21 protein-coding genes and 1 pseudogene are annotated in these 25,146 nt (G+C 59.0%); 11 read left to right on the top strand and 11 right to left on the bottom strand.

What is annotated here, in order from left to right:
- The first annotated feature begins 148 nt into the window (after positions 1–148).
- The 7 genes from IF205_RS17755 (at position 149) to IF205_RS17725 (ending at position 5,821) form a co-directional block, all read left to right on the top strand.
- A complete protein-coding gene (locus tag IF205_RS17755) occupies positions 149–1,042 on the top strand; it encodes a 50S ribosomal protein L11 methyltransferase (protein ID WP_259780686.1) in 894 nt (297 codons plus the stop codon).
- A gap of 129 nt (positions 1,043–1,171) precedes the next feature.
- Positions 1,172–1,417 (top strand): hypothetical protein, encoded by a 246-nt coding sequence (locus IF205_RS17750; RefSeq protein ID WP_259780685.1) that lies wholly within the window; start codon positions 1,172–1,174, stop codon positions 1,415–1,417.
- A 5-nt stretch (positions 1,418–1,422) separates the two neighbouring features.
- The gene (locus IF205_RS17745; protein WP_259780684.1) at positions 1,423–1,797 is read left to right on the top strand and encodes a type II toxin-antitoxin system HicB family antitoxin; all 375 of its coding nucleotides are present in this window, start codon (positions 1,423–1,425) and stop codon (positions 1,795–1,797) included.
- A gap of 101 nt (positions 1,798–1,898) precedes the next feature.
- Positions 1,899–3,266 (top strand): IS1182 family transposase, encoded by a 1,368-nt coding sequence (locus IF205_RS17740; RefSeq protein WP_259780683.1) that lies wholly within the window; start codon positions 1,899–1,901, stop codon positions 3,264–3,266.
- Positions 3,267–3,488: 222 nt separating this feature from the next.
- Positions 3,489–3,917: an Xre family toxin-antitoxin system antitoxin gene (locus tag IF205_RS17735; RefSeq protein WP_259780682.1), complete on the top strand. Its 429-nt coding sequence runs from the start codon at positions 3,489–3,491 to the stop codon at positions 3,915–3,917.
- Positions 3,914–4,384: an RES family NAD+ phosphorylase gene (locus IF205_RS17730; RefSeq protein WP_259780681.1), complete on the top strand. Its 471-nt coding sequence runs from the start codon at positions 3,914–3,916 to the stop codon at positions 4,382–4,384. Before IF205_RS17735 ends, IF205_RS17730 begins: the two co-directional genes overlap by 4 nt.
- 105 nt (positions 4,385–4,489) lie before the next feature.
- Entirely contained in the window at positions 4,490–5,821 is a 1,332-nt protein-coding gene (locus IF205_RS17725) for an MFS transporter (RefSeq protein WP_259780680.1), read from the top strand.
- Between the two features lie 12 nt (positions 5,822–5,833).
- Here the strand turns inward: IF205_RS17725 and msrA are convergent, their stop codons facing one another.
- The 3 genes from msrA to IF205_RS17710 form a co-directional block, all read right to left on the bottom strand.
- Positions 5,834–6,340 (bottom strand): peptide-methionine (S)-S-oxide reductase MsrA, encoded by a 507-nt coding sequence (gene msrA / locus IF205_RS17720; RefSeq protein ID WP_259780679.1) that lies wholly within the window; start codon positions 6,338–6,340, stop codon positions 5,834–5,836.
- Positions 6,341–6,784, bottom strand: a complete 444-nt coding sequence (gene msrB / locus IF205_RS17715) for a peptide-methionine (R)-S-oxide reductase MsrB (RefSeq protein WP_259780678.1) — start codon at positions 6,782–6,784, stop codon at positions 6,341–6,343. It lies immediately after the preceding gene.
- Between the two features lie 173 nt (positions 6,785–6,957).
- Positions 6,958–8,391, bottom strand: a complete 1,434-nt coding sequence (locus tag IF205_RS17710; protein ID WP_259780677.1) for an MFS transporter — start codon at positions 8,389–8,391, stop codon at positions 6,958–6,960.
- Between the two features lie 145 nt (positions 8,392–8,536).
- On the opposite strand from IF205_RS17710, the gene IF205_RS17705 reads away from it, so the two are divergent.
- Entirely contained in the window at positions 8,537–9,469 is a 933-nt protein-coding gene (locus IF205_RS17705) for a LysR family transcriptional regulator (protein WP_259780676.1), read from the top strand.
- Between the two features lie 113 nt (positions 9,470–9,582).
- Here the strand turns inward: IF205_RS17705 and IF205_RS17700 are convergent, their stop codons facing one another.
- Positions 9,583–9,849, bottom strand: a complete 267-nt coding sequence (locus IF205_RS17700) for a hypothetical protein (RefSeq protein WP_259780675.1) — start codon at positions 9,847–9,849, stop codon at positions 9,583–9,585.
- A gap of 240 nt (positions 9,850–10,089) precedes the next feature.
- On the opposite strand from IF205_RS17700, the gene IF205_RS17695 reads away from it, so the two are divergent.
- From IF205_RS17695 to IF205_RS17685, 3 genes are all read left to right on the top strand, one after another.
- Positions 10,090–12,099, top strand: a complete 2,010-nt coding sequence (locus tag IF205_RS17695; protein WP_259780674.1) for an aminopeptidase P family protein — start codon at positions 10,090–10,092, stop codon at positions 12,097–12,099.
- 194 nt (positions 12,100–12,293) lie between these two features.
- Positions 12,294–13,517 (top strand): aminotransferase-like domain-containing protein, encoded by a 1,224-nt coding sequence (locus IF205_RS17690; RefSeq protein WP_259780673.1) that lies wholly within the window; start codon positions 12,294–12,296, stop codon positions 13,515–13,517.
- Positions 13,518–13,601: 84 nt separating this feature from the next.
- A complete protein-coding gene (locus tag IF205_RS17685; RefSeq protein WP_259780672.1) occupies positions 13,602–14,543 on the top strand; it encodes a nucleoside hydrolase in 942 nt (313 codons plus the stop codon).
- Positions 14,544–14,553: 10 nt separating this feature from the next.
- Here IF205_RS17685 and IF205_RS17680 read toward each other — a convergent pair whose 3' ends face one another.
- The 7 genes and pseudogenes from IF205_RS17680 to ftsA form a co-directional block, all read right to left on the bottom strand.
- Entirely contained in the window at positions 14,554–15,882 is a 1,329-nt protein-coding gene (locus tag IF205_RS17680) for a S8 family serine peptidase (RefSeq protein WP_259780671.1), read from the bottom strand.
- A 76-nt stretch (positions 15,883–15,958) separates the two neighbouring features.
- Positions 15,959–18,040, bottom strand: a pseudogene (ligA, locus tag IF205_RS17675) (NAD-dependent DNA ligase LigA); the annotation flags it as partial.
- The gene (gene recN / locus IF205_RS17670; protein ID WP_259780670.1) at positions 18,037–19,722 is read right to left on the bottom strand and encodes a DNA repair protein RecN; all 1,686 of its coding nucleotides are present in this window, start codon (positions 19,720–19,722) and stop codon (positions 18,037–18,039) included. The gene recN and the pseudogene ligA, both read right to left, overlap by 4 nt.
- A 44-nt stretch (positions 19,723–19,766) precedes the next feature.
- Positions 19,767–20,597 (bottom strand): outer membrane protein assembly factor BamD, encoded by an 831-nt coding sequence (locus tag IF205_RS17665; RefSeq protein WP_259780669.1) that lies wholly within the window; start codon positions 20,595–20,597, stop codon positions 19,767–19,769.
- A 167-nt stretch (positions 20,598–20,764) separates the two neighbouring features.
- On the bottom strand, positions 20,765–21,721 hold the full coding sequence (lpxC, locus tag IF205_RS17660) for a UDP-3-O-acyl-N-acetylglucosamine deacetylase (protein WP_259780668.1): 957 nt from the start codon (positions 21,719–21,721) through the stop codon (positions 20,765–20,767).
- A 347-nt stretch (positions 21,722–22,068) separates the two neighbouring features.
- The gene (gene ftsZ / locus IF205_RS17655; RefSeq protein WP_259780667.1) at positions 22,069–23,718 is read right to left on the bottom strand and encodes a cell division protein FtsZ; all 1,650 of its coding nucleotides are present in this window, start codon (positions 23,716–23,718) and stop codon (positions 22,069–22,071) included.
- Between the two features lie 154 nt (positions 23,719–23,872).
- On the bottom strand, positions 23,873–25,108 hold the full coding sequence (gene ftsA, locus IF205_RS17650) for a cell division protein FtsA (RefSeq protein ID WP_259780666.1): 1,236 nt from the start codon (positions 25,106–25,108) through the stop codon (positions 23,873–23,875).
- Positions 25,109–25,146: the final 38 nt, after the last annotated feature.

Below are 25,146 nucleotides of genomic sequence, written 5' to 3'. Positions count from 1 at the left end.
TTGATCCGGCCTCCCACGGGGGCGCAGTCCTGTCGGACAAAGCTCATTTCTTTTGGGGCGGTAGCCTCTTCGTGGATACGCGGGTCAGGCCGCGCATGACGGACTGATTGAGTTGAATGAGACTCTGGAAACGATTGGACGCAAAAGCATGCAGAATTCAATGACGGCACAGCCGGTCTGGCGCCTGGAAATCATCCTGCCCACTGCAGAGGCTTGTGAGGTTTTTGGTCAGGCGCTTGATGATTTCCATTTCGCGGCGGCTGCCTTTGAAATCGTGCCGGATGAGGGCCCCTGGCGTCTGGAATGCTATGTTGACGGCATGCCGGATCATGACCGGCTTGTGGCGGCCATCGCCCTGGCCTCCCTTCAGGCCGGGATCAAGGAACCGGAATTCACCTGCGGTCCCTTGCCGGATGTGGATTGGGTGGCGGAAAACCAGAAAAGCTTCAAGCCGATCCGCGCCGGTCGCTTCTTCATCCGCCCGTCCCATTACGAGGGTGTTGTTCCTGCCGGGTCCTGGGACCTGACCATCGATGCGGCGACTGCCTTCGGCACCGGTGAACATGCCACCACCAAGGGCTGCCTGCTGGCGATCAACGATCTGGTCAAACGGATACGCGTCGAACGCCCGCTGGATGTGGGCTGTGGTACGGGCATCCTCGCCATGGGGATTGCCAAGGCCTGGCCGGTGGCGGTGATGGCCTCCGATATCGATGCGGAAGCCGTGCGCGTAACCAGGGAAAACACCATCCGGAACGGGCTGCGCGGCCGCATCCATGCGGTGACCTGCGCCGGTTTCCGTCATCGTGCGCTGAACGATAACGGCCCCTATGACCTGATCGTCGCCAATATCCTGGCCAACCCCCTGCGCAAGATGGCCCGCGACATCGCCACCAGCCTGACCCCCGGCGGCCATATCATCCTCTCCGGCCTGCTGGTCTCCCAGGAAGGCGCCGTCCTCCAAGCCTACCGCGACCAGGGCCTGCACCTGAAAAAACGCTACCGGATCAATGGGTGGTCGGCGTTGGTTTTGGGGGAGTGAAGAGGTCATCTTTCGTTGACTGATTGCAACCAGTCTACTGTGTTGCAAAGCTGCTACTATCAAAAAATGATGATCGTTTAACGACAATTAACTCATTGACGATATCATATGTGATACTATATTGAGCCTATGTCGAAGGTGGAAAAAACCTTAAAGAAAATGCGCTCTAATCCCCGCGGGGATTATACTGTTGAGCATTTGAAAGCCATTGCAGAACGCTATGGCGTGGTTTTCCGCCACAATGGCACTAGCCATGCTGTGTTTAGGACTCCTAATGGTGATCAGTTGACGGTTCCTGCAAGAAAACCGATCAAGGCTGTATATATCCCTAAATTTGTGGAGTTGATTGATTCAGTATGTGCAGAAAAGGAGTGATGGTTATGTTGAATCCAGATCTCTATCCTGTTCATGTTCGCCCGTTGTCGGCGGAAGAAGGTGGGGGCTTTTTGGCTACGGTTCCTGACTTGCCTGGTTGTATGGCGGATGGAGAAACTGAAGCTGAGGCAATGGCTGAGGTCCGTGAAGCTATTGTAGCGTGGTGCGCATTAGCTGAGGAAAGTGGCGATAAAATTCCAGAACCTAAGTCATATAATCCTGAAGACTTTAGTGGAAAATTGTTGCTGCGTATGCCTAAGTCTTTGCATATGCATCTTTCTGAGATGGCAAAAAACGAAGGCGTAAGCATCAATCAGCTTATAAATATGTTGCTGACGCAGGGCTACGAAAGAAAAGAAGAGAAAAAGCGTGTTGCGTAAGTGATCGTTGACTAACAATGTGGAAAGCCCCGCTTGATGCGGGGCTTCAGACTGCTGACAAAGGTCTCGCGCAAGCGGGGCCTTTGTGATTCTATTGTCTTATGTTGAAGAAGCCCCAGCCTGAACAGGGCCGACTTGAGATGGTGACATTGGAGGGTCTGGTGCCTGCGGATCACCTGCTTCGCAAGATCGATGCGGTGATCGACTTTTCGTTTATCCACGACCGGGTGGCCGGTCTGTATTGCGCGGATAATGGCCGCCCGGCGCTGGACCCGGTGATGCTGTTCAAGGCGCTGTTCATCGGCTACCTGTTCGGCATCCGCTCGGAGCGGCAGTTGGTGCGGGAGATCGAGGTGAATGTGGCCTATCGCTGGTTTCTGCGCTTGGGCCTCACCGACAAGGTGTTCGATGCCTCGACGCTGTCGCAGAACCGCCGCCGCCGCTACCAGGATGTGTCTGTGGCGCAGGATATTTTCGATCACATTGTCGAACAGGCAATTGCCAAGGGTCTTGTGGACGGCACGGTGCTTTATACCGACAGCACCCATCTGAAGGCCAATGCCAACAAGAACAAATGGGACAGCCAAGTGGTCGCCAAGTCCCGGGCCGACTATTGGGACGCGCTGGACCTGGCGGTTGAGGAGGATCGGGCGGCCCATGCCAAAAAGCCGCTGAAGGCGAAGGAACGCGCGCCCGGGCAAAAGGAGACCAAGGTCAGCCGCACCGACCCGGAAGCCGGTTACATGGTGCGTGAAGGCAAGCCCAAGGGGTTCTTTTATCTGGATCATCGCACGGTGGACGGGCGTTATGGCATCATCACCGATACTCACGCCACCCCGGCCACTGTGCATGACAGTATCCCCTATCTGGACCGGCTCGACCGGCAGCGGGACCGCTTCGGCCTGGATGTCCAGGCGGTCGGGCTGGATGCAGGCTATGCCACGGCGGGCATCGCCAAGGGGCTGGAAGACAGGGATATCCTCGGTGTAACCGGCTATCGCCGCCCGAACCACCGGGCAGGCATGCTGCGCAAGCGGGACTATCAGTACGACCGGCAGTTAGACGGCTACCGCTGTCCGCAGGGCCAGTTCCTGAATTATGCCACCACCGACCGCAACGGCTATCGCCATTACAAAAGCGACCCGAAGGTCTGCGCCACCTGCCCGCTGCTTGCCTCCTGCACCGGCAGCGCCAAACACACCAAAACCGTCACCCGCCATGTCTGGCAGGACGCCCGGGAGCGCACGGACGCCCACCGTCTCACCGACTGGGGCAAAAGGCTCTATAAAAGACGCAAGGAAACTGTAGAACGCTCCTTTGCCGACGCAAAGCAGCTCTTCGGACACCGATACGCCCGCTTCCGCGGCCTCATCGCCGTCAAAACGCAATGCCTGCTCGCCGCCGCCGCCCAAAACATCAAGAAAATCGCCCTCGCAATGGCTCCAAAAACCGAAACCAGCCCGATCTGATCGAAAGGGGACTTCTCACTCTCCCTCAATAACAACCGGCAAACATCCAAAACTAAACCCCGCCGAATATCGACGGGGTTTGTCAACGGTCTGAAGCCCCGCTTGATGCGGGGCTTTTTATTGTCAGCTTCGACATATCCTCAATTCTTACTACGCTACGCCAGAAACCTTGAATTTGGCAACTTGCCCCACTATAATAGGCATGTTGCCAAGGAGGGCGTCATGACGGCTGGTATCACCGAAAAAAGCTTCATTCAGGCGCAGTTTTCAGACAATCCGGCGGTCCGTCTGGAGTTGTTGGAAAAACTGGAGAACGGTCTTGAGCTGGATCTGGTGGAGGCGACGGCGAAGAGCCTGGGGGTGGAGACGCGGGATTTTGCCACTTTCGGGGTTATGCCGAGGCGCACCCTGAGCCATAGCACCGCCAAGGGTCGTTTTTCTGCGGAACAGTCGCAGCGCATTGCGCGTTTCTTCCGCATCATGGTCCGGGCCACGGATACCTTTGGCGATACGGAGCGCGCCGAACGTTGGCTCAAACGCCCGTCGCGGCCGCTTCGCGATCATGCGCCCTTTGAACTGCTGGATAGTGAGGAAGGCGCGCGCCTGATTGAGGATTTGCTGGACCGGATCGATCACGGACTGGCAGCGTGAATTCAACGAATACCGGCTGGCGGTTGACGCGCGAGAAATATGCCGATCTCAGCGGCGAGGGGGCGCGGCGCAAGGGTGGGCGCTGGAACAGCCGTGGCAAGGCCATGGTTTACCTCTCGGCAGAGGCGTCATTGCCGCTTCTGGAGATTCTGGTGCATCTGGATGTGCCGCCGGACCTGCTGCCACAGGACTATGTGCTGATGCGGGTCGATCTGGAACCACTGGCGAAAAGCAACCCTGATATATGGTTGGAAGTCGGCCCCACCGACGTCCTGGAAGATAAAGCCTCAAAGGATTTTGGTGATCAATGGCTGGAGGAGGAGAGAAGCCCTCTCCTTCAGGTGCCTTCGGTGATTGTGCAGGAGGCCAATAATCTGCTGCTCAATCCTGCCCATCCGGCTGTCACGGCGCTGGCAAAGCCGATCCTGCGGCCTTTCGACTTCGATCACCGCTTGTTTAATTCTTAAGGATTTACCCCGCCGCATCCTGCTTCACATCGTCCGATGACAGTCCTGACCTATGACTGTTAAGGTGGCCGGGTTTTTCCGGAATACGGGTTTTGAGGTGGGACGATGACGGATATCGGGCAACAGGTGGCTCCGGCACAGGATAACAGCGACGCGGGCGACCCCGAGGCGCCTGAGCTGCGCCACCGTGTCATGGCCGGGTATATCGGGAATGTGGTGGAGTGGTACGACTTTGCCCTCTACGGTTACCTAGCCGGTGTGATTGCGCCGGTTTTCTTTCCCGCCGACGACCCGACTGCCGGGCTGATCGCGACCTATGGCATCTTTGCCGCCGGGTTTATCATGCGCCCGCTGGGTGCGGCGGTTTTCGGCTGGTTTGGCGATACCTACGGCCGGGCGCGTACCATGCAGATCTCGGTTGCCATGATGGCGCTGCCGACACTGTTGCTGGGCCTTCTACCGTCCTATGAGACGGCGGGCATTGTGGCCCCGGTCCTTCTGGTGTTGGTGCGATTGCTGCAGGGGCTTTCGGTTGGTGGTGAGTTTTCCTCTTCCGTGACCTATCTGGTGGAAACCGCGCCGGAGGGACGCCGCGGCATCACCGGAAGCTGGGCCAATGTGGGCTCCATGACAGGGTCGCTGCTGGGTGTCGGGGCGGCGGCCCTGGTGGCCAATCTGTTCGACCCGCAGGCATTGGGGGACTGGGCCTGGCGGCTGCCTTTCCTGGGCGGGGCCGTGTTGGGTACAACGGCGATCATGATGCGTCGGAACCTGCATGAATCCCAACGCTTTGAAGACCATCACAATCAGCGCGACGACACCTCTCCCCTGTTGGAGGCCTTTACCACCAACCGGCATGAAACCTTTCTCGCCCTCGCCTTCGCGGCGGGCTATGGGACGTGCTTTTATATCGCCTTTGTCTATCTGCCTGAATGGCTGGCGGGGCAGGGTCTGATGGCGCGCGGGACGGCGCTGACGATCAACACGGCCATGACCGTTGTGCTTATTCCGGTGATGCCGCTGGCGGCGATTGTCGGTGATCGCTGGTTGCCACGGCGCACATGGATTGCGTTGGCTGTGGCCCTGTTGGCCATTGCCGCCTGGCCCCTGTATTACTGGATGCAGCAGTCTCACGGCTCCATGGCCGCCGTTGTGGCGACCCATGTACTGACTTTCCTGCTGCTGGCCGTGCCGTTGGGGTCCGGTCCGGCACTTTTTGCGGAGATGTTCCCCGAAAAAGACCGGCTGTCGGGCTATTCCGTGGCCTTCAATCTGGGCGTCGGTGTGTTCGGCGGGCTGACCCCGATGATCGCCACCAGCCTCATTGCGGCAACCGGCGCGGGGACGATGCCTGCCATCTATATGACCTTTGCCGCCCTTATCGCCGTTGTGGCCCTGGCTTTGACCCCGGACCGCAGCCGGTCGCCGCTACGCTGAGCGTTTCCGTCGCTATTCCGCCGCATCCCGTTTGGGCAGAACCCAGTCCGGTCTTGGGAAATGGCAGGTGTAGCCGTTGGGGATGCGTTCCAGGTAATCCTGATGTTCCGGTTCGGCCTCCCAGAAATCGCCGACCGGTTCTACCTCGGTGACGACCTTTCCGGGCCAGAGGCCGGAGGCGTTGACGTCGGCAATAGTGTCTTCGGCGATTTTCTTCTGGTCCTCATCCACATAATAGATGGCGGAACGGTAACTCATGCCCCGGTCATTGCCCTGACGGTCCTTGGTGGTCGGGTCATGAATCTGGAAGAAGAATTCCAGCAGCTTGCGATAGCTGATTTTCGACGGGTCGAAGAGGATTTCGATCCCCTCCGCATGGGTGCCGTGGTTGCGGTACGTGGCGTTGGGCACATCGCCGCCGGTATAGCCCACGCGGGTTCTTTCCACGCCGGGCAGTTTGCGGATCAGGTCCTGCATGCCCCAGAAACAGCCACCGGCCAATACTGCGCGTTCGGTCATTTAAATGTCCTCCACCTGATCAATATAATCGCCATAGCCTTCTGCTTCCATATCGTCGCGATGGATGAAGCGCAGGCTTGCGGAATTGATGCAATAACGAAAACCGCCTCTGTCCGACGGTCCGTCCGGGAACACATGGCCCAGATGGCTGTCGCCATGGGCGGAGCGCACCTCTGTGCGGATCATGCCGTGGCTTGCGTCGTGAAGCTCTTTGACGTTGGCGGGAATAATCGGTTTGGTAAAGCTGGGCCAGCCGCAGCCGGATTCGAACTTGTCTGATGACGCGAACAGAGGCTCGCCGGAGACGATATCCACGTAGATACCCGGTTCCTTATGGTCGTTATATTCGCCGGAAAAGGGGCGTTCGGTCCCGTTTTGCTGAGTGACGCGATATTGTTCGGGGCTTAGCTGCGCAATGGCCGCCTCGGTCTTTTCATAGGTCATGCTTCTACCCTTCCCGGATGCCTAATTATTCTTGTGCAGGAAATGTGGTCTCTAAAGCCGGAGTTTTCAAATCAAAGATCGCTGTCGAATTCGTGACCTGATCCAAAATGGTAAAAACGGGATTGTGGCAATCCACAATCCCGTTCGTCGCATTAAACCAATTGCAAACTGTCTCACTGCGCTTTGGAGGTCCCTGCCTCACGCGTTATTACGACGCGCAGGGCCGCAATGATGAGTGCGATCAGGATCAGGGTGGCGGCCATAGCGAATGTGACCTGCATACCATGAGAGAGGGCCTCGGGCGCGGCATCGGTGACATTGTTTGTGCCGGATGCGAAGGCGAAAACAGCCCCCATGACCGACGCGCCGGTAATAAATCCTAAATTCCGCGACAGGGTCAGCATGCCGGATATAACACCACGTTGGCTTTGTTCTACGTCCATCATGACGGCGGTGTTGTTGGCAGTCAAAAACAGTTGATAGCCTGGCGTCAGGATGGCGATCGCCGCAATATACCCTGCGATGCCGAAGAAAGCGGGCAGGCTGGCCAGTGCGGCTGTTCCCAATGTCATCTGGGTAAGGCCGAGGATGACGATGGTGGGAGCGCCCAACCGGTCGACGATCCGACCTGCCGGAATGCCGCTCAGGGCAGAGATCGCCGGACCAACGGACATGGTCAGTCCGACCACTGCCGCATCAAGGCCCAAGGCACGCGACAGATAAAACGGCCCAACCACCAATGTTGCAAGCATCACCGTTGCGACGAGCGCATTCATGATCAGGCTGGCATTCAGACTTATGTCGCGGAAGGCTGCGGGGCGAATTAGCGGGAACCTGACTTTGGCCTGTACCAGAATAAAGAGCCCTGCGCCCAATGCCGCAGCCAGCAACAGGCCCAGATTAAGGCGTCCGAACTGCCCGTCACCCAGCGTTACTGATAGTGCGTAGGCGGCAAGCGTCAGACCCAGCAAGATAGTGCCGGGAACATCAATGCCGTGTTTGCCGGACTTTACCGGCTCTGCCTGTGTAGGAAGACTGCGACGGGCGAGCAGGAAATTTAGAAGGCCCAGCGGCACCATGATGAGAAAGATTGCACGCCAACCGGGCCCGTCGAGCAGGATACCGCCAAGCGACGGCCCGAGTGCCGTGCCGATTGCCGACATGCTGCCCAGCATTCCCATGGCACTGCCGGTGCGTTCCGCCGGAACTGTTTCGCGGACCAGGGCCACGGTCAGTGCCATCAGGACCGCCGCACCAAGGCCCTGCAAGGCACGGGCGGCGACCAGCATCGAGAGCGTGGGGGCAATGCCGCATAGGGCGGAGGCCAGCGTGAACAGGGATATACCGGCCAGCAATATCCGTCGGTGCCCGAAGATGTCGCCCAGTCGTCCGACCGAGACAATCATCACGGTAATCGCGAGGAGATAACCGATGATCACCCATTGAACGTCCTGGAAAGGGACGTCGAAGGCCCGGGTCAGTGTTGGAAGGGCGACATTGGGGATGCTGACCCCCAGGGACGAAAGCAGCGTCGATAAGGCGAGAGTGGCAATCGTCCAGCGTGCGGAAAGGCCTGGTGTGTCCGGGTGAATATTGGGTGATGTCATGATGACCTCCGGCTTTTGGCTGCTCCGGAAATGGAGCTGTCGAAAACCTAGTGTCGAACAGGCCATGGCGGAAGACGCAGCATTTGCACTTAATTATTGCATATGACGCTATGTTCTGTGGCTTGCATCCTGCTATGATCGATTTATGACACATCCCGACCTGAACCTGCTTATCACTCTTGATGCCCTGCTGACCGAAGGCAGTGTGGCTGGTGCGGCCAGGAGACTGCGCCTGAGCCCGTCGGCAATGAGCCGTGCCTTGGCGCGGCTGCGGGCGACGACCGGTGACCCTTTGCTGGTCCGGGCTGGGCGAGGACTTGTACCGACGCCGCGGGCGCTCGAACTGCGTGAGCGCATAGGGCCGCTTGTCGAAGAGGTTGAGGCCGTTTTGCGTCCTGCTGAAAATCTTGATCTGAAACGGCTCAAACGGACGTTCACTTTCAGGAACAGGGAAGGATTCGTTGAAAACTTCGGGCCGGACCTTCTTGCGCGAATTGCAGACGAGGCACCGGGAGTGCGCCTGCGCTTTGTCTTGAAGCCGGACAAGGAAAGCAACGCCCTGCGTGACGGTCGTGTGGATCTTGAAACAGGGGTTGTCGGTGGGACGATGGGGCCGGAATTGCGCAGCCAGGCCCTGTTCCGGGACCGCTTCATCGGTGTGGTGCGCGAGGGCCATCCGTTTCGCAATGGTGACATAACAGCGGAACGCTATGCTGCCGAACGGCATGTTCTTGTCTCCCGGAGGGGGCTCGACCGGGAGGCAGCCGATGCATCCTTGGCTGAGTTGGGCCTGGAGAGGGAGGTCGCGACGGTGGTCAGCAGCTATTCTGAGGCTTTGGCGTTTGTGCGGTCATCGGATTTGATTGCCTGCGTTCCCGAAGAATACACCGGCAATTTGCGCCAAGGCCTGTTCAGTTTTCAACTGCCATTTCCACCACCGGAAATCACTATCTCGCTGCTCTGGCACCCGCGTATGGATGCCGACCCGGCGCATCGTTGGCTGCGCGGCTGCGTGCGGGAGGTCTGTGCGGAAAGAATGCGGCCCGCCGTTGGGGGAGGTGAGATGGCGGGCCGCTGATACCGGGCACGGGTGGTACCCGGTATGATCTGGAAGGCGGAACGGAAACGGGGTTGCGAAAATCGCAACCCCGTTTCACTTGTCAGCAAAGTCTTTGGTCGTCTTTTACGGCCTTAGAACTTGTGGGACAGCGCAGCCAGTGCTGCCTGGTCGGCACCGGCGATGCGGATGGCGCGCATGGCGGAGGTTTCGCCATTGTTCGCAGCCATGGTCTTCACGTCGTTCAGGCCAAGATCGGTCATCTGCCAGGCTTTCAAACCATGATATGCACTACGGTTGCCCGCAGCCCCCTTCACGGAGGCGAACATGCTGGTGAAAACATCCCACAGGGAACGATGTGCCGGGGCAATACCGGAAACATGCAGGGTCTGTGCGGACATGGCAGTAACCTTTCTAAATAGCGCCTTGTAACAGGCGGTGTTCGATGCTTTGCTGTAATGCGTTCTACAGCGCCCATATGATCCCTTTTTTATTGGTTGGTAAGCGTTGAATTTGCATGTGGGGTATGCATTTTGCGCATGACGTTTTGTCGATTTTCGAAGTCGCATTCGTCTTGTTTTTTTGAATTTCAAACCCCAAATAACAAACGTGATATATCACGAAACAGATGAGGAAAGTCGGTGACCTATAACGGTGATCAAGCGCTGGCCGCGCTTTTGCAAAATTCCGGTTCGACCCTGTCGGTGGATGAGGTGCGTTCGTTGGTCAAAGGGACCCTGGCGGCACCCGATAACGGTCAGGTCTGGATGGATCTTGTCGTCCCCGACGCCGGGGAGGAGTTGAAGCAGCAACTGGCCGCCCTGCGGGACGCTGTTGCCAATGATACTGACCCCGGCTTTACCGACGGCCCGGCCCCGGCGGAACGCCTGGTGGCCTTGCGCGCCCATATGAAAAGCCAGAATGTCGATGCCTTTCTGGTGCCGCGCACGGACGAGTATCAGGGCGAATATGTTTCCGAACGGGCGGATCGGTTGCTGTGGCTGACCGGTTTTTCCGGTTCTGCGGGATTGGCGATCATCGGCCTGGAGAAAGCCGCGATTTTTGTGGACGGGCGTTATGTTCTGCAGGTCCGCAACCAGACGGATGCGGCGCTGTTCGATTATCGCCATATCACCCAGGAACCGGCGACCGACTGGATCAAAGAAACCTTCGGGAAGGGTGACCGGATTGCCTATGACCCCTGGCTGCATACGCCGCGTGCCGTGGAGAACCTGCGCCAGGCGGTAGAAGCGATTGGCGCCGATCTGGTTGCTGTCGATCACAACCTGATTGACGCGGTCTGGGATGACCAGCCGGAAGCACCGGTATCCGTGGTTCATGCCCATGATATCGACTATGCGGGAGAGACCGCACAAAGCAAACGTGAGCGTCTGGCGGAAACCCTCAAAGGTGATGGCGTCGATGCTGCTGTGATCACCGCCAGCGACAGCGTTGCCTGGTTGTTGAATATCCGGGGCACGGATGTGCGTAACTGTCCGCTGCCGCTCAGCTTCGCCATCCTGCATAACGACGGCGGCGTGGAATTGTTCATCGACAAGCGCAAGATGGCGCCGGGCCTGGAAAAACATCTGGGTAATGCGGTCTCTGTCCAGGACCAGGGGCAATTCGCGTCCGTCCTGGAAGGCCTGTCCGGCAAGACGGTTCTGGCGGACCCCACCTGCACGGCAAGCTTTGTTTTTGAACGGCTGGCGGCTGGTGGTGCCAAGGTCGTGAAGGGGGACGATCCCTGTTCCATGCCGCGGGCCTGCAAGAACGAGGTGGAACTGGACGGTTCCCGCGCGGCCCATAAACGCGACGGCGCGGCAGTTTGCAAGTTCCTGGCATGGCTGGATGAAGAAGCGCCGAAAGGTAATCTGGCAGAGCTTGATATCGTCGCCAAGCTTCACGAGTTCCGGGAGGAAGACGCGAGCCTTCGGGATAACAGCTTTGATACCATTGCAGGCAGTGGCCCCAATGGCGCGATCATGCATTATCGCGTGACCGAAAAGACCAACCGGCCACTTGATATGGACAGTCTGTTGTTGGTGGATTCCGGGGCGCAATATCCTGACGGTACGACCGACATTACGCGGACAATGCCGGTGGGCACGGCTTCGGATGAAATGAAGGAACGTTTCACACTGGTGCTGAAAGGCCATATCGCGATTGCCTGCGCACGTTGGCCGGAAGGCGTGTCCGGGCAGCGGCTTGATGCATTGGCCCGTGCGCCGCTGTGGCAACGGGGGCTGGACTTCGACCATGGCACGGGTCATGGCGTCGGCAGCTATCTCAACGTCCATGAGGGGCCGCAGCGTATCGGCCCGGCGGGCAGCGCCGTGCCGTTGAAGCCGGGGATGATCCTGTCCAACGAGCCGGGCTATTACAAGCCGGAGGAATACGGCATTCGGATCGAGAACCTCGTGATTGTCCGCGACCTGGGTGAGGGGGAAGAGCCGGGCAAGCGCCTGTTCGGTTTCGAGACCATCACCCTTGCCCCCATCGACCGCCGCCTGATCGACCCCAGCCTGATGACTGGGCAGGAACTGGATTGGCTGAACACTTATCATGCCCGCGTGCATGACGAAATCGGCCCCCTGGTGGATGACAAGACCCGTCAGTGGCTGGAGGCTGTTACCCGGCCAATCGGCTAAAACAGAATCAAAATCTATTCCGGTGAGGGAGGGGCCATTTTGGCTCCTCCCTTTCTTTTTGAAATATGTTCAACAAATATTGAAATATTATTTCAAATTTAACTCCTGAAAATAAACAAACTTGACTTAGGGCAGTTTTGCTGACCATATCGTGTCAATAATACTGACCTACACGTTTTTTGAGGATTGGGGCGATGATGCATGTCTCCTGGAACAATTTGATCGCAAAGGATGCCCGCGCTTTAACAGCGTCTGAAATTCGTGACCTTCTGAAGGTGGCGGAACGGCCGGAGGTGATTTCCTTTGCAGGTGGTGTGCCCGATCCCAAATTGTTTCCCCTGGGGGAATTGAGTGAGGTTTATGCAGACCTGATGGCTGATGATGTTGCCGGGCGTGGTGCCCTGCAATATTCGATCAGCGAAGGGATGCCCGCCCTGCGCCAGTGGATTGCTGCCGATCTGGCGAAGGAAGGCGCAGAGCGCACCATCGACAATATCCTGATTACCAATGGTGCCCAGCAGGGGCTGGACATGCTGGCGCGGTTGCTGCTGGAACAGGGCACCAAGCTGGTCGTTGAGAAACCCAGCTACCTCGGGGCCATGCAGGCCTTTTCCACGCGTCATCCGGATTACATCGGCGTCACCATGGACGACGAGGGCGTGGTCCTCGCCGATCTCGAGGCCGCTTTCGAGGCCGGTGCGCGTATCGCCTATCTTGCGCCGGATTTCCAGAACCCGACCGGGCTCAGCTATTCCCTGGCGCGCCGTCAGGCCGTGCTGGAACTGGCGCAACGTTATGGTGCGGTCATTATTGAGGATGCTGCCTACTGCAAGCTGTCCTACGAAGGGGAGGCCTTGCCGTCACTTCTGGCGCTGGATGAGGCTGGCAGGCAGGATGAGGATGCCGGAACGGTGGTTCAGCTTGGCACCTTCTCCAAGACACTGGTGCCTGCGCTACGCGTCGGCTGGGTCACCGCGCCGCGTCCCTTGATTGAAAAACTGGTGCTGCTCAAGCAGGCCAGCGACCTGCATGTGGCAACCATCAACCAGGCGGTTGCGCTGCGCGCGGTCGAGAAGACCTTCCCGGGTCACATTGATACGGTGCGCGATACCTATCGCACGAAGCGCGACGCCATGCTGCGGGCGCTGGAAGATTTCATGCCGGACAGCGTGTCCTTCACCCGGCCCAAGGGCGGTATGTTTGTCTGGCTGACCCTGCCGGACGGTATCGACAGCCGCGCCCTGCTGGAGCGTGCGCTTGAAGAGGAAAAGGTTGCCTTCGTTCCGGGGCAGGCCTTCTTCTGCGACAAGTCCGGTGAAAATACCTGCCGCCTCAGCTTTTCTGCAGGCGATCCGGCACGCATCCGCGAGGGGATCGAGCGTCTCGCCAATCTGATCCGCCGGGTACACAACCAATAAACCATTCTGCACTGGTGCAGGGCCTTCGGGCCCTGTATTCCTTTGTAAGCACAAGGGAATGCATTGGAAGCACCAGGGGGAAGAATGGCTGCCTTACCGATTATCATGGATTGCGATCCGGGCCAGGATGATGCACTGGCCCTGCTTCTGGCGCTGGCGTCGCCGGATGAGCTGGATGTGCGCGGGATTACCACCCTGTCGGGCAATGTGCCGCTGTCCCTGACACAGCGCAACGCCCGGATCATCTGCGAATTGGCCGGTCGCCCCGATATGAAGGTCTTCGCCGGATGTGACCGCCCCATGGTCAATGACCTGATTACGGCAGAAGTGGTGCATGGCGGCACGGGCATTAACGGGATCGACGTCTATGAACCGGCTATGCCGTTGCAGGAACAACACGGCGTCGATTTCATCATTGAAACTTGTATGGCCGCTGGTGCCCATGAAATCACGCTGGTGCCCACGGGTCCGCTGACCAATATCGCCATGGCGCTGGTCAAGGAACCGCGGATTGTGGAGAAGATCGACCGGATCGTGCTGATGGGCGGGGCCATGCGGGAAGGGGGGAATTTCTCCGCTTCTGCCGAATTCAATATTCTGGTCGATCCGCATGCGGCGCATGTGGTCTTTAAATGCGGCCGTCCCATTGTCGCCATGAGCCTTGATGTCACCCATCAGGTGCTGACCAACGCGGAGCGGCTGGCGCGGATCAAGGCATTGGGCACGCCGGTGGCAACAGCCGCCCATGACATGCTGGCCTTTTTTGAGCGTTTCGACGTGGCGAAATACGGCTCCGTCGGTGCGCCTTTGCACGACCCCTGTACCATTGCCTATCTGTTGAAGCCGGATTTGTTCGAGACCAAGCTCTGCAATGTGGAGGTGGATATCCATTCACCGCTGACACAGGGCCACACGGCGGTGGATTTCTGGCATATCACCGACCGCCCCAAAAACTGCCACTGGGCCACCCATGTGGATGTAGAAGGTTTCTACGACCTGCTGATCGAGCGGTTGGGACGTTACTAGGCCGGGCGACTTATTTACAATTGGGTTGCAGGCGGATGAGACCCCAGCCGTAGACGGAGTCCCGTCCGCTGTCTCCCAGGTCATTGCTGTAGCGCTGCAGGCTTTTGCGGATACGGTCCACATCTGCGGGGTAGCCCGACATCAGATGGATGGCGACCATGCCTGTGACATAAGGCGCGGCAAAGGAGGTCCCGGACTGGTCCTTCGGACCTTCCGGCGTCAGGGTGCGAATGTTAACGCCCGGCGCTGCGAAATCAATGTAATCACCCTGGTTGGCAAAGCGGTAAATGTCGCGGCGGCGGTCGATCGCGGTTACGGCAAAGACATTCTTGTGGGCGGCGGGCCAGGCCGGATGTGCGCTGGGGCCGTTGTTGCCTGCGGCGGCGACCGCGATGATGCCGTTTTCGGCCATTCGGGTCAGCACGATTTCCATGACCTTGTTATAGCTTCCCGCAATCGACATGTTGATCAGGGGCACCCTGTTATCAACGAACCAGTCAATCGCGCGCAGCATCGCGGCCAGATTGCCCTTTTTCTTGCCGTAGCGTATTTCGAAGATATTGGCGGCATATAGATCCGCGCCGGGCAGCAGGCCGCCTGGTTGGCCGTCCACGCCGGGCTTTCCGACCAGCATGACGGCAACAGCGGTACCGTGATCATAGGCTGTCGCTTTGTGGCCTGCCTTCAGAAAACTGCGATAGTGAAGCTTCTGCCCTTTCAGGGCCGGGTGTTCGGTATCGACCGCACCGTCGACCATCCCGATCTTGACGCCCCGGCCACAGGTTGCCGGAACTTCTCCCCAACCGACCGTTTGCCGGTCATAGGGGAGAGACACAGGTTTGGCGGCCTGGCCGGAGGAGGACAAGTCCATCATGTCATTGGTGTCGATGGTCAGACCGGGGAAGTTCAGACGCAGGGTTTTCAGCGCCTCGCGCATCTCGACTTCCTGTGGCGTCTCCACCAGCCAGACTCGGACATCGAGACGCTGGATTTCCATCTTGTCGAGCACATGATAGCCCATTTGGCGCAGACGGGTCTCCGTCCCGACAGGCGGGTTCAGTAGCAGGACCTGATGCGGTTCGACTTCCTTGCGGATTGTCTCGACCTTGCCGTCAGAGCCATCATCTGTGACTTCCGGGTCGCCGCATTGGGTCTGGTTGGCGACATTACCATCTTTGTCGTAGCGCAGGACGGACCAGCAGGACTCTGCCCGCGCTGTGGTGGGCTGCAACGCGAAAAGGGCGGCGATGATCAGCGCCGCCAGAAGCGAAGCCGCCCGGATATGCCGGACGTCAAATGACGGGGCAGTTTCAGCTAAAAAGCTGTCCCTGCGGGTCATTCCTGTCCGAGCTGTCCCGGGGTTCCGCGGTTTCGTCAGTCTTGCTTTCAGTTTCTTCCCCCGAATTTCCCTGGTCTCCCTCGATCAGGGATATCCATTCGTCTTCGCTTAAAATCGCAACGCCCAATTCCTGCGCCTTACGCGCCTTCGATCCGGCATCGGCCCCCGTGATCACATAATCGGTCTTTTTCGACACGGACCCGGAGACCTTTGCACCAAGAGATTCCGCCCTGGCTTTTGCCTCGTTGCGTGTCATCCTGGTCAAAGTACCGGTGAAAACAACTGTCTTTCCGGTGACGGGTGACTGTGTTTCCTTCGCCTCATACGGTTCTACCGTCAAAAGGCTTAACAGATCGTCAATTGCGTCCGTGTTGTGAGGCTCTGCAAAGAAATTCAACAGGTCATTGGCCACGCTGTCGCCGATCTGGTCGATATTCACCAGATTGGCATACGCCTCGGATTCTCGATCCTGGGCGGCTTGCATCGCCTGCTGGAATGCCTCGACCGTGCCGTAGTTTCGTGCCAACAGCTTGGCCGTCGCCTGGCCGATCTGGCGAATGCCCAATGCGTAGATAAACCGGTTGAGTGCAATCGTACGGCGTTCGTTGACGGATCGGACGAGATTGGCAACCGACTGTGGGCCCCAGCCTTCCCGTTCGCGGATGCTGCGGCGGTGTTCCTCCAGCCGGAAGATGTCGGCAGGCGTTTTGATCAGCCCATCGCGCCAGAAGGCTTCCACATGTTTGGCCCCCAGGCCATCAATATCCATGGCGTCGCGGGAAATGAAATGTTTCAGCCGCTCGACCGCCTGGGCCGGGCAGATCAGACCCCCGGTACAGCGGCGCACCGCTTCACCTTCGGGCCGTTCTGCCAGTGAACCGCATTCCGGACAGTGGTCGGGGAAGACATATTCTTCCGCGCCTTCAACCCGTTTTTCGGGCAGGGACCGCACGACTTGCGGGATTACATCCCCGGCGCGTTGGATGATGACGCGGTCGCCGGGTCGGACATCCTTGCGGCGGATTTCATCTTCATTGTGCAGGGTTGCCCGGCTGACAACCACGCCGCCAACGGTAATTGGCTCCAGTTCGGCAACGGGCGTCAGGGCCCCGGTGCGGCCCACCTGAATGCGAATTTCCTTCAGCGTGGTTTCCGCCTGTTCGGCCGGGAACTTATGCGCGATCGCCCAGCGCGGCGCACGGCTGACCATGCCAAGACGGTCCTGCCAGTCCACCCGGTTAACCTTATAGACCACGCCGTCGATATCGAATTCCAGATCGGAGCGGATTTCTCCGATGTGATTGTAATGGTCGATCAAATCGTCAACGGTCCGGCACAGGCGCGACGGCTCATTCAGGCTGAAACCCCAGGCCTTGAACCGTTCACGCATCCCCAGAACCGTATCGGCGATGGGTTCCGACAGCTCGCCCACCGAATAGCCGAAGAAACGCAAGGGGCGGCTGGCCGTCACGGCGGGGTCCAGTTGGCGCAGGCTGCCGGCGGCGGCATTGCGCGGGTTGGCGAAAAGCTTGGCGCCATTTTCCTGCTGCCGCTCGTTCAGGGCAAAGAAGTCACTGCGTGCCATATAGACTTCGCCACGGATTTCGACCACATCGGGCGCATCATCCGGTAGCGCCTCGGGAATGTCGTCCAGGGTCCGCAGGTTGCGGGTGATGTCTTCGCCTTCAGTGCCGTCGCCACGGGTCGCGCCCACGACCAGCTTGCGGTTCTCATAGCGGATGGAGGCGGATAGGCCGTCGATCTTGGGTTCGGCCATGATCTCCACGGTTTCATCTTCACCCAGCCCCAGGAAACGGCGGACACGGGCGACAAAGTCACGGACATCGTCGTCGGCAAAGGCATTGCCGAGCGAAAGCATGGGCCGGGCATGAACGACCTTGGCAAAACCACCGGCGGGCGCCGCCCCGACACGCAGGCTGGGACTGTCCTTGCGCTGCAGTTCGGGAAAGAGGGCCTCGATGGCCTCGTTGCGCTGGCGTAGGGCGTCATAATCCGCGTCGGAAAGCTGCGGGGCGTCACTGCGATAATAGAGATTGTCGTGAAAGGCGATTTCCTGCGCCAGACGCGCCAGTTCCAGGCGCGCTTCGTCCTCGGTCAAAGACGCCACCTCGATGGTGGCGATGTCCTTTGCGGTCATGCATCCGTTCCTTCAAACTGGCGATCTGCCAACAGGCGGTCCGCTGCCGCGCGGGCCTCGTTGGTGACCTCTGCGCCGGACAGCATTCGCGCCAGTTCCTCACGCCGCTGTGCCTCGTCAAGGCGTGAAACGGCAGTGACCATGGCTTCACCATTCAGGGATTTCGCGACGCGCCAGTGGGATTGCCCACGGGCGGCCACTTGGGGTGAGTGGGTGATGACCAGGATCTGAACCGATTCGGACAACCGGTCCAGCCTTTCGCCAACGGCCGCCGCCGTTGCCCCGCCGACACCGGAATCCACTTCGTCAAAGACCAGGGTCGGTACGGAACCGGTTTCCGCCAGCGACACTTTCAATGCCAGGAGGAAGCGGCTCAATTCACCACCGGAGGCAATCTTGGAAAGCGGCCCGGCAGGTGTCCCCGGGTTGGTCGATACCTGGAACTGCACGCGATCCTTGCCGTTCGCGGTCCAGCCATCTTCCGGAAGCTCTTCCTGAACTGTGATGAAGGTGGCTTTTTCCAATTTCAGCGGCGGCAATTCGGAATTGACCGCCTTGTCCAGACGCCCTGCCGCGTCATGGCGTTTGGCCGTCAGCGCGTCCGCAGCCTCGATATAGGCCTGCTTCGCCGCCGTCGCTTCTTCCGTCAGGCGGGTCAGTTCCGCCGCACTGTCGTCGATCAGCATCAGGTTCTTCTGAAGCTGTACCAGGACGTCCGCCAGTTGGTCCGGATGGGCGTTGTGCTTGCGGGCCAGGTCGCGCAAGGCAAAAAGACGTTCCTCGGTAGCGTTCAGCAGGCTTTCGTCGGGCCGGATATCCAGCATGGCGGAGCTTAACCCCGACAGCCCTTCCTGGATTTCCACGGCGGCCCGTTCCAGAGCCTCGATGGCGGCATCCACCTGGCCGGTGGCCTTGTCGGCGATCCGCTCCAACGCCTTTTGTGCCTTGCGGAGCAGGGCATCCGCGCCGCTGCGGCCATCCAGATGCTGGTGGGCCTCGTTGATCGCCTCGATCAGCTTTTCGGCGTTTTGCAGCATGGTACGTTCGGCGGAAAGCGTATCTTCTTCACCGGGCTGGGGGGCGAATTTCTCCAGTTCATCGACGCTGTGGCGCAAATAGTCTTCGTCCTCGCGGGCCTTTTCGGCTGCAAGTTGGGCCTGCTTCAGTGCCGTTTCCGTTTCCTTCCAGCGCCTGAACAGGTCTGCGCAGGTCTGGCGGTCCTGATACAGAGACGCGTAACTGTCGAGCACGTCGATATGGGTGGTGCTGTCCATCAGGCCCTGTTGGTCAAACTGGCCCTGGATTTCGATCAGGCATTCGCCCAACTGCCGCAACAGCCCGATGCTGATCGGCTGGTCGTTGGCATAGGCGCGGCTGCGACCGTCCGGTTTCAGGATACGTCGCAGAACCAGTGTCTCGTCGATATCGAGGCCCTGTTCCTGCAGAACACGGTTTGCCAGATGATTTTCGGGAAGGCTGAAGGCGGCGGTAACGACTGCCTGATTGCTGCCGTGGCGCACCAGCCGTGCCTCTGCCCGCGCGCCAAGCGCGAGCCCCAGGGAATCGAGAAGGATGGATTTACCGGCACCGGTTTCGCCGGTCAGGACGGCCAAGCCATCATCAAAGCTTAGATCCAGCCGTTCGATCAGGACTACGTCACGAATGGACAGGTCGATGAGCATGTATGGATTCCGCTTTTGTTAAACCCTGTTTCTTTGTCTACAGCCTAGAATACCCAGTCCCACATTTCCGCCAACCAGCTTTCATTGGCTTCGGGGCGAAGGTCCCGCCCCTCCAGCAGGGCATAGGAATCCGCATACCATTGGCTGGCCGGATAGTTATGGCCGAGAACGGCCGCCGCCATCTGGGCCTCGTCGGTCACACCAAGAGACAGATAAGCCTCGACCAGACGGTGCAAGGCTTCCGGCACGTGGGTTGTGGTCTGGAATCTTTCCACCACAGTGCGGAACCGGTTAATGGCAGCCAGATATTCGCCCCGTTTCAGGTAAAACCGGCCAACAGCCATTTCCTTGCCTGCCAGGTGGTCCTGCGTCAGGTCCAGCTTTAACCGGGCATCGCGGGCATAGGTGCTTTCCGGATAGCGTTGCACGACTTCCTGCAGGGCCTGCTGGGCCAGCGCGGTGATCTTCTGGTCGCGCTGGATATCGGAAATCTGTTCATAATAGCAAATTGCGCGCAGGTAATAGGCATAGGGCGTATCGCTGCTGCCCGGATGCAATTCGATATAGCGATCCAGAGAGATGACGGCGTCATCATATTTGTCGGCCAGATACTGGGTATAGGCCGTCATCAACTGGGACTTGGTCGCCCAGACGGAATAGGGGTGCTGCCGGTCGACTTCCTCGAAAGCCAAGGCCGCCTTTTTATAGTCGCGAGCCTCGAACTGGTCCATGGCGGCATTATACAATTCCTCGACCGGCCGTTCGACATAGGCCGGTTCCTCATCAGTGGAACAGGCGGTGACGGCACCGGCAAGAACTGCAGAAACTAAGACAGCCCGGGCGAAACGCCGGGAAGAAGAAACGACCAAAGGCATTAGGACTCCAACACTCCAGACCTGTATCGGCCCTGTTTATAGCACCTGATAAGCAGCAGAACCAAGAAGAAGTATAGGATTAATCTGGATAATCGCGAAGTGTCACCCTGAAACGAAAAAAGGCCCGATCAATTCGGGCCTTGTATCATGGATTTCCGAGGCTGACGTCAGGCTGTTGCGGCCAGTTCCACCTGCAAACCCTGCAATTTTTCCACCTCGACCAACTCCCAGTTCTCTTTGGAGGAGAACAGTTCACGCAGCAGGGCGTTGTTGATGGCGTGGCCGGCCTTGAAGCCTCGATAGTGACCGACCAGCGGTGCACCTGCCAGAGCCAGATCACCGATGCAGTCCAGAACCTTGTGGCGGACGCATTCGTCTTCGTAGCGCAGGCCTTCTTCGTTCATGATCGTATCGCCGGCGATGCCGACTGCGTTGTCCAGGCTGGCGCCACGGGCAAGGCCCATCTCGCGCAGCGCTTCGACTTCCTGAACGAAGCCAAAGGTACGGGCGCGGCAGATTTCATGCTTGAAGTTGTCGCCGCTGACTTCCAGGAACAGTTCCTGACGGCCGATCACCTTGTTCGGGAAATCAATGCCCATGCTGATCGTGAAGTCGTTGGACGGGGACAAGGTTGCCGTGCAGCCGTTGTTGTCCACGCTGACCGTCTTTTTCACGACCACTGCATGACGCGGGGCGTGCTGGTCTTCGATGCCTGCACATTCAATCAGGAAGACGAAAGGTTCGGAACTGCCGTCCATGACCGGAACTTCCGGGCCGTCCAGTTCAACGATCAGGTTGTCGATGCCACAGCCTGCAATCGCCGCCATCAGATGTTCAACAGTACCGACGGAAATGTCGTGGGCGTTGCTGATTTTGGTGCACAGGCGGGTGTCGGTTACCGTGTCATAGCGCGCCGGGACCACCGCCGCCTCACCGGAAACATCCGTACGGTGGAAGATGATGCCCGTGTTCGGGGCTGCCGGTTTCAGGGCCAGTGAAATCTTGTGGCCGCTGTGCAGGCCGACGCCGTTGCAGTGGATGGTGTTTTTCAGGGTCCGCTGGTGCAAGACAGGCAGGGAGGCGTCTACCCCAGGCGTCATCCCGTATTGTCCGCTGTCGCTCATACTGTCGAGCATCCTAACCACCCCTCGGCCTTTCCATGCCGTGAAAATTCAAAAAGAGATTTACTAACAAGTTATCGAGAAAACCGTCGTGCCGTGTCTTGAACTAAAGCGTTGCCCTAATTTCTATGAAAGGCGCGGTGGCTTTTTCTGATCATCTGTCTAACAACCGGGATGTGCCTACTCAAATCAAATAGTGTTACGGATTGTTGCAGAGCGAAATAAACCGTAACAGTCGGCAAATTTCATTTTAAAATTAACAGGTTACTTTGATAGCGGGCGACCCGGATTTCCATCGGTTCCGATGGTTCGGGCCGCCCGTATCTGGCAACAATGAAGGACGTCAGGGATCAATTTGCCTGACGGCGCAGAAATGCAGGGATTTCAAGCATTTCTTCTTCCGGAGATGTGGCCGCCGCAGGTTTCTCGCTCTGTGCGGTCCGCAGGCCCGGTTCACTCCGGTTCTGTACGGCGGCCTCAGTCTTTGGGTAGTCCTCCCGCTGGCCCATCAGGCCGGTCATGCGACGGAAGATGTTGTTCGGTTTTTTCTTCGCCGACTGCGAGACGTGGCCCGCATTGGCAAAGTCTGCCTCAACGAAGGGGTCCGGCTGACCGGCCGATTCGTTCATCATGTCTTCCGGCTGTGCCGGGGTCGGCGGGATGAAGGCATCGCGGGTCGGGACGGCATCCGGGCGCGGCAGCGGCTGGTTGACGGCTGCTTCCTGTGCCGGTGTCGGACGGATCAGCGGTTGCTGTGCCGGCGCCTGTGGTGCCTGCGGCGCGGCCTGGGCTGCGGGCGCTTCGTTCATGTCGAACAAAGTGCTTTCAACCGCCTGGCTTTCAGCCTGGGCTGCGGGCTGCTCGTCAATGGCTGCTTCCGCCATGACCGGAGCTTCTGCGACCGGGGCCGGTTCAGTTTCCTGAACAGCGGCGATCGGCGCCTGTTCGTCTGCAGCAGGAGCCTCGTCCACCGTCGGCTGCGGGGCCGGGGTCGGCTTGGGCGTGCTGAGCGGGCGCGGCATGACGGCGTGTTCGCCTTCGATGCCCGTTGCAACCACGGATACCCGCATGGTGCCTTCCAGGGTTTCGTCGAAAGTGGAACCGAAGATGATGTTGGCTTCCGGATCGACTTCCTCACGGATACGATTGGCGGCTTCGTCCACTTCGAACAGCGTCATATCGCCACCGCCGGTGATGTTGATCAGCACGCCGCGTGCGCCATGCATGGTGACATCTTCCAGAAGCGGGTTGGAGATTGCTGCCTCGGCGGCGGAAATCGCGCGGGATTCGCCTTCGGATTCGCCTGTGCCCATCATGGCCTTGCCCATCTCGCCCATGACGGTACGGATATCGGCAAAGTCCAGGTTAATCAGGCCCGGCATAACCATCAGGTCGGTTACGCCACGGACGCCGGAATAAAGCACATCGTCAGCCATTTTGAAGGCATCTGCGAATGTGGTTTTTTCGTTGGCGACGCGGAACAAATTCTGGTTCGGGATGATGATCAGGGTGTCGACAAAGCCCTGCAGCTCTTCGATGCCCTGTTCCGCCAGCTTCATACGCTGGGACCCTTCGAAATGGAACGGCTTGGTGATGACGCCGACCGTCAGGATGCCTGCCCGGCGGGAGGCTTCCGCGATGACCGGTGCCGCACCGGTGCCGGTGCCGCCGCCCATGCCGGCGGTGATGAATACCATGTTTGCGCCGGTGAGCTGGTCCATCACCTCGTCCAGTGCCTCTTCGGCTGCCGCACGGCCCACTTCCGGGCGCGCACCGGCACCCAGACCCTGGGTGATGTTGGATCCCAACTGGATCCGGCGTTCCGCCGCGCTGTGCTCAAGGGCCTGCGCGTCGGTGTTTGCTACGATAAATTCAACCCCCTCCAGATTGGAGCGGATCATATTGTTTACTGCGTTCCCACCGGCGCCACCTACACCGACCACGACAATGCGTGGCTTCAGTTCGGTTACCGGTTGGGGCGTGGTCAGATTCAAAGCCATTTACGCCTCCATTGTGCCATAGTCATCATTGCCAGATTCGATTCGCCGTTCCAAGAGGGAAACGACGGAATTCGGCTGTCGAATCAGCAGCCGCCGCCGGGGTCTGTGTTGCAGCCCCCGGTGAAATACAAAACAGGTGGATGAAACCGTTAGTTTAGAAGTTCTCACGGAACCATCCTCCCACACGTGCGAATACCCCGCCGGAGACCTTGGGGCGCGCCAATTCCACAGCGCGTGCCTCTCCTCGGTCGTCAACGGCGAATTTCAATAAGCCTGCTGCGGCGGCAAAGGCAGGGCCGCCGGTGGCCTCCGCCAGGCCGCTGATGCTGATCGGTTTTCCAACGCGAACCTGTTTGTCCAGCATATGGGTCGCCAGTTCGCGCAAGCCGTTCAACTGGCAGGCCCCCCCGGTCAGCACCACCCGCTGTCCGGCCAGTCCGGCCACGCCGGAGGCCTCCAGTTTGTCGCGGACCAGTTCCAGGGTTTCCTCGATGCGCGGGGAAATAATCGAAACCAGATAGCTTTTCGGGATTTCGTTCGGCGCGTCCTCTTCCTCGCCCACCTGCGGCACTTCCAGCATTTCCCGGTCGTCGGAGACCGCATGGATCGTTGATCCATGGCGGGTTTTCAGTTTTTCCGCTTCCTGGATGGAGGTGGACAGGCCACGGGCGATGTCGCTGGTGACGTGAATGCCGCCAACGGGGATACAGTCGGTATAGACCGCAGCCCCTTCGTAGAAGACAGCAATGGATGTGGTGCCGCCGCCCATGTCGATGACGGTCGCCCCCAGGTCGCGTTCGTCTTCGACCAGCGAGGACAGGCCGGACGCATAGGGGCCGACCACGATATTCTTGACCGTCAGGTGGCAACGGTTGACGCAATGGGTCAGGTTATGGATGCCCGCCGTGCGTGCGGTTACCAGATGCATGCGCATGGCAAGCCGGTTGGCATGCATGCCGCGCGGGTCAGTAATACCCTGCGCATCGTCAACGTCGTAACCCATGGGAATGGCGTGGACCAGCATGCGGTCGGTCAGGTCTGCGGCCTGACGACCGTCGTTCAGCAGGCGATTGATATCGGCCTCGCGAATCGCGCCGCCGCCGATATTGACCTCGCGCCGCACGATCTGGCTGACCGGTTGACCGCCCGCCAGGCTGACGACCACATCATTCATGGTGACACCGGCCATTTGTTCGGCACTGTGCACGGCGGCCAGGATAGACTGGTAGGCGGCTTCCATATCGACAATGACGCCGTTTTTCACGCCTGCGCTGGCCTGGTGGCTGATACCGGTTACGCGAATACGTCCCGCGTCCGTTGCCTCGCCGATGAAGCAACAGATCTTGGAACTGCCGATATCAAGTGCCGCTATGGTTTTTGCCGCTGCCACGGTGGTCTTCCTAAATTCCCTTGTTAAGTCTCAATTCC

The sequence above is a fragment of the Aestuariispira ectoiniformans genome (genome assembly GCF_025136295.1).
In the GTDB taxonomy this organism is placed as follows: Bacteria; Pseudomonadota; Alphaproteobacteria; order UBA8366; family Aestuariispiraceae; genus Aestuariispira_A; species Aestuariispira_A ectoiniformans.
This window is presented reverse-complemented; position numbering and strand designations above follow the sequence as displayed.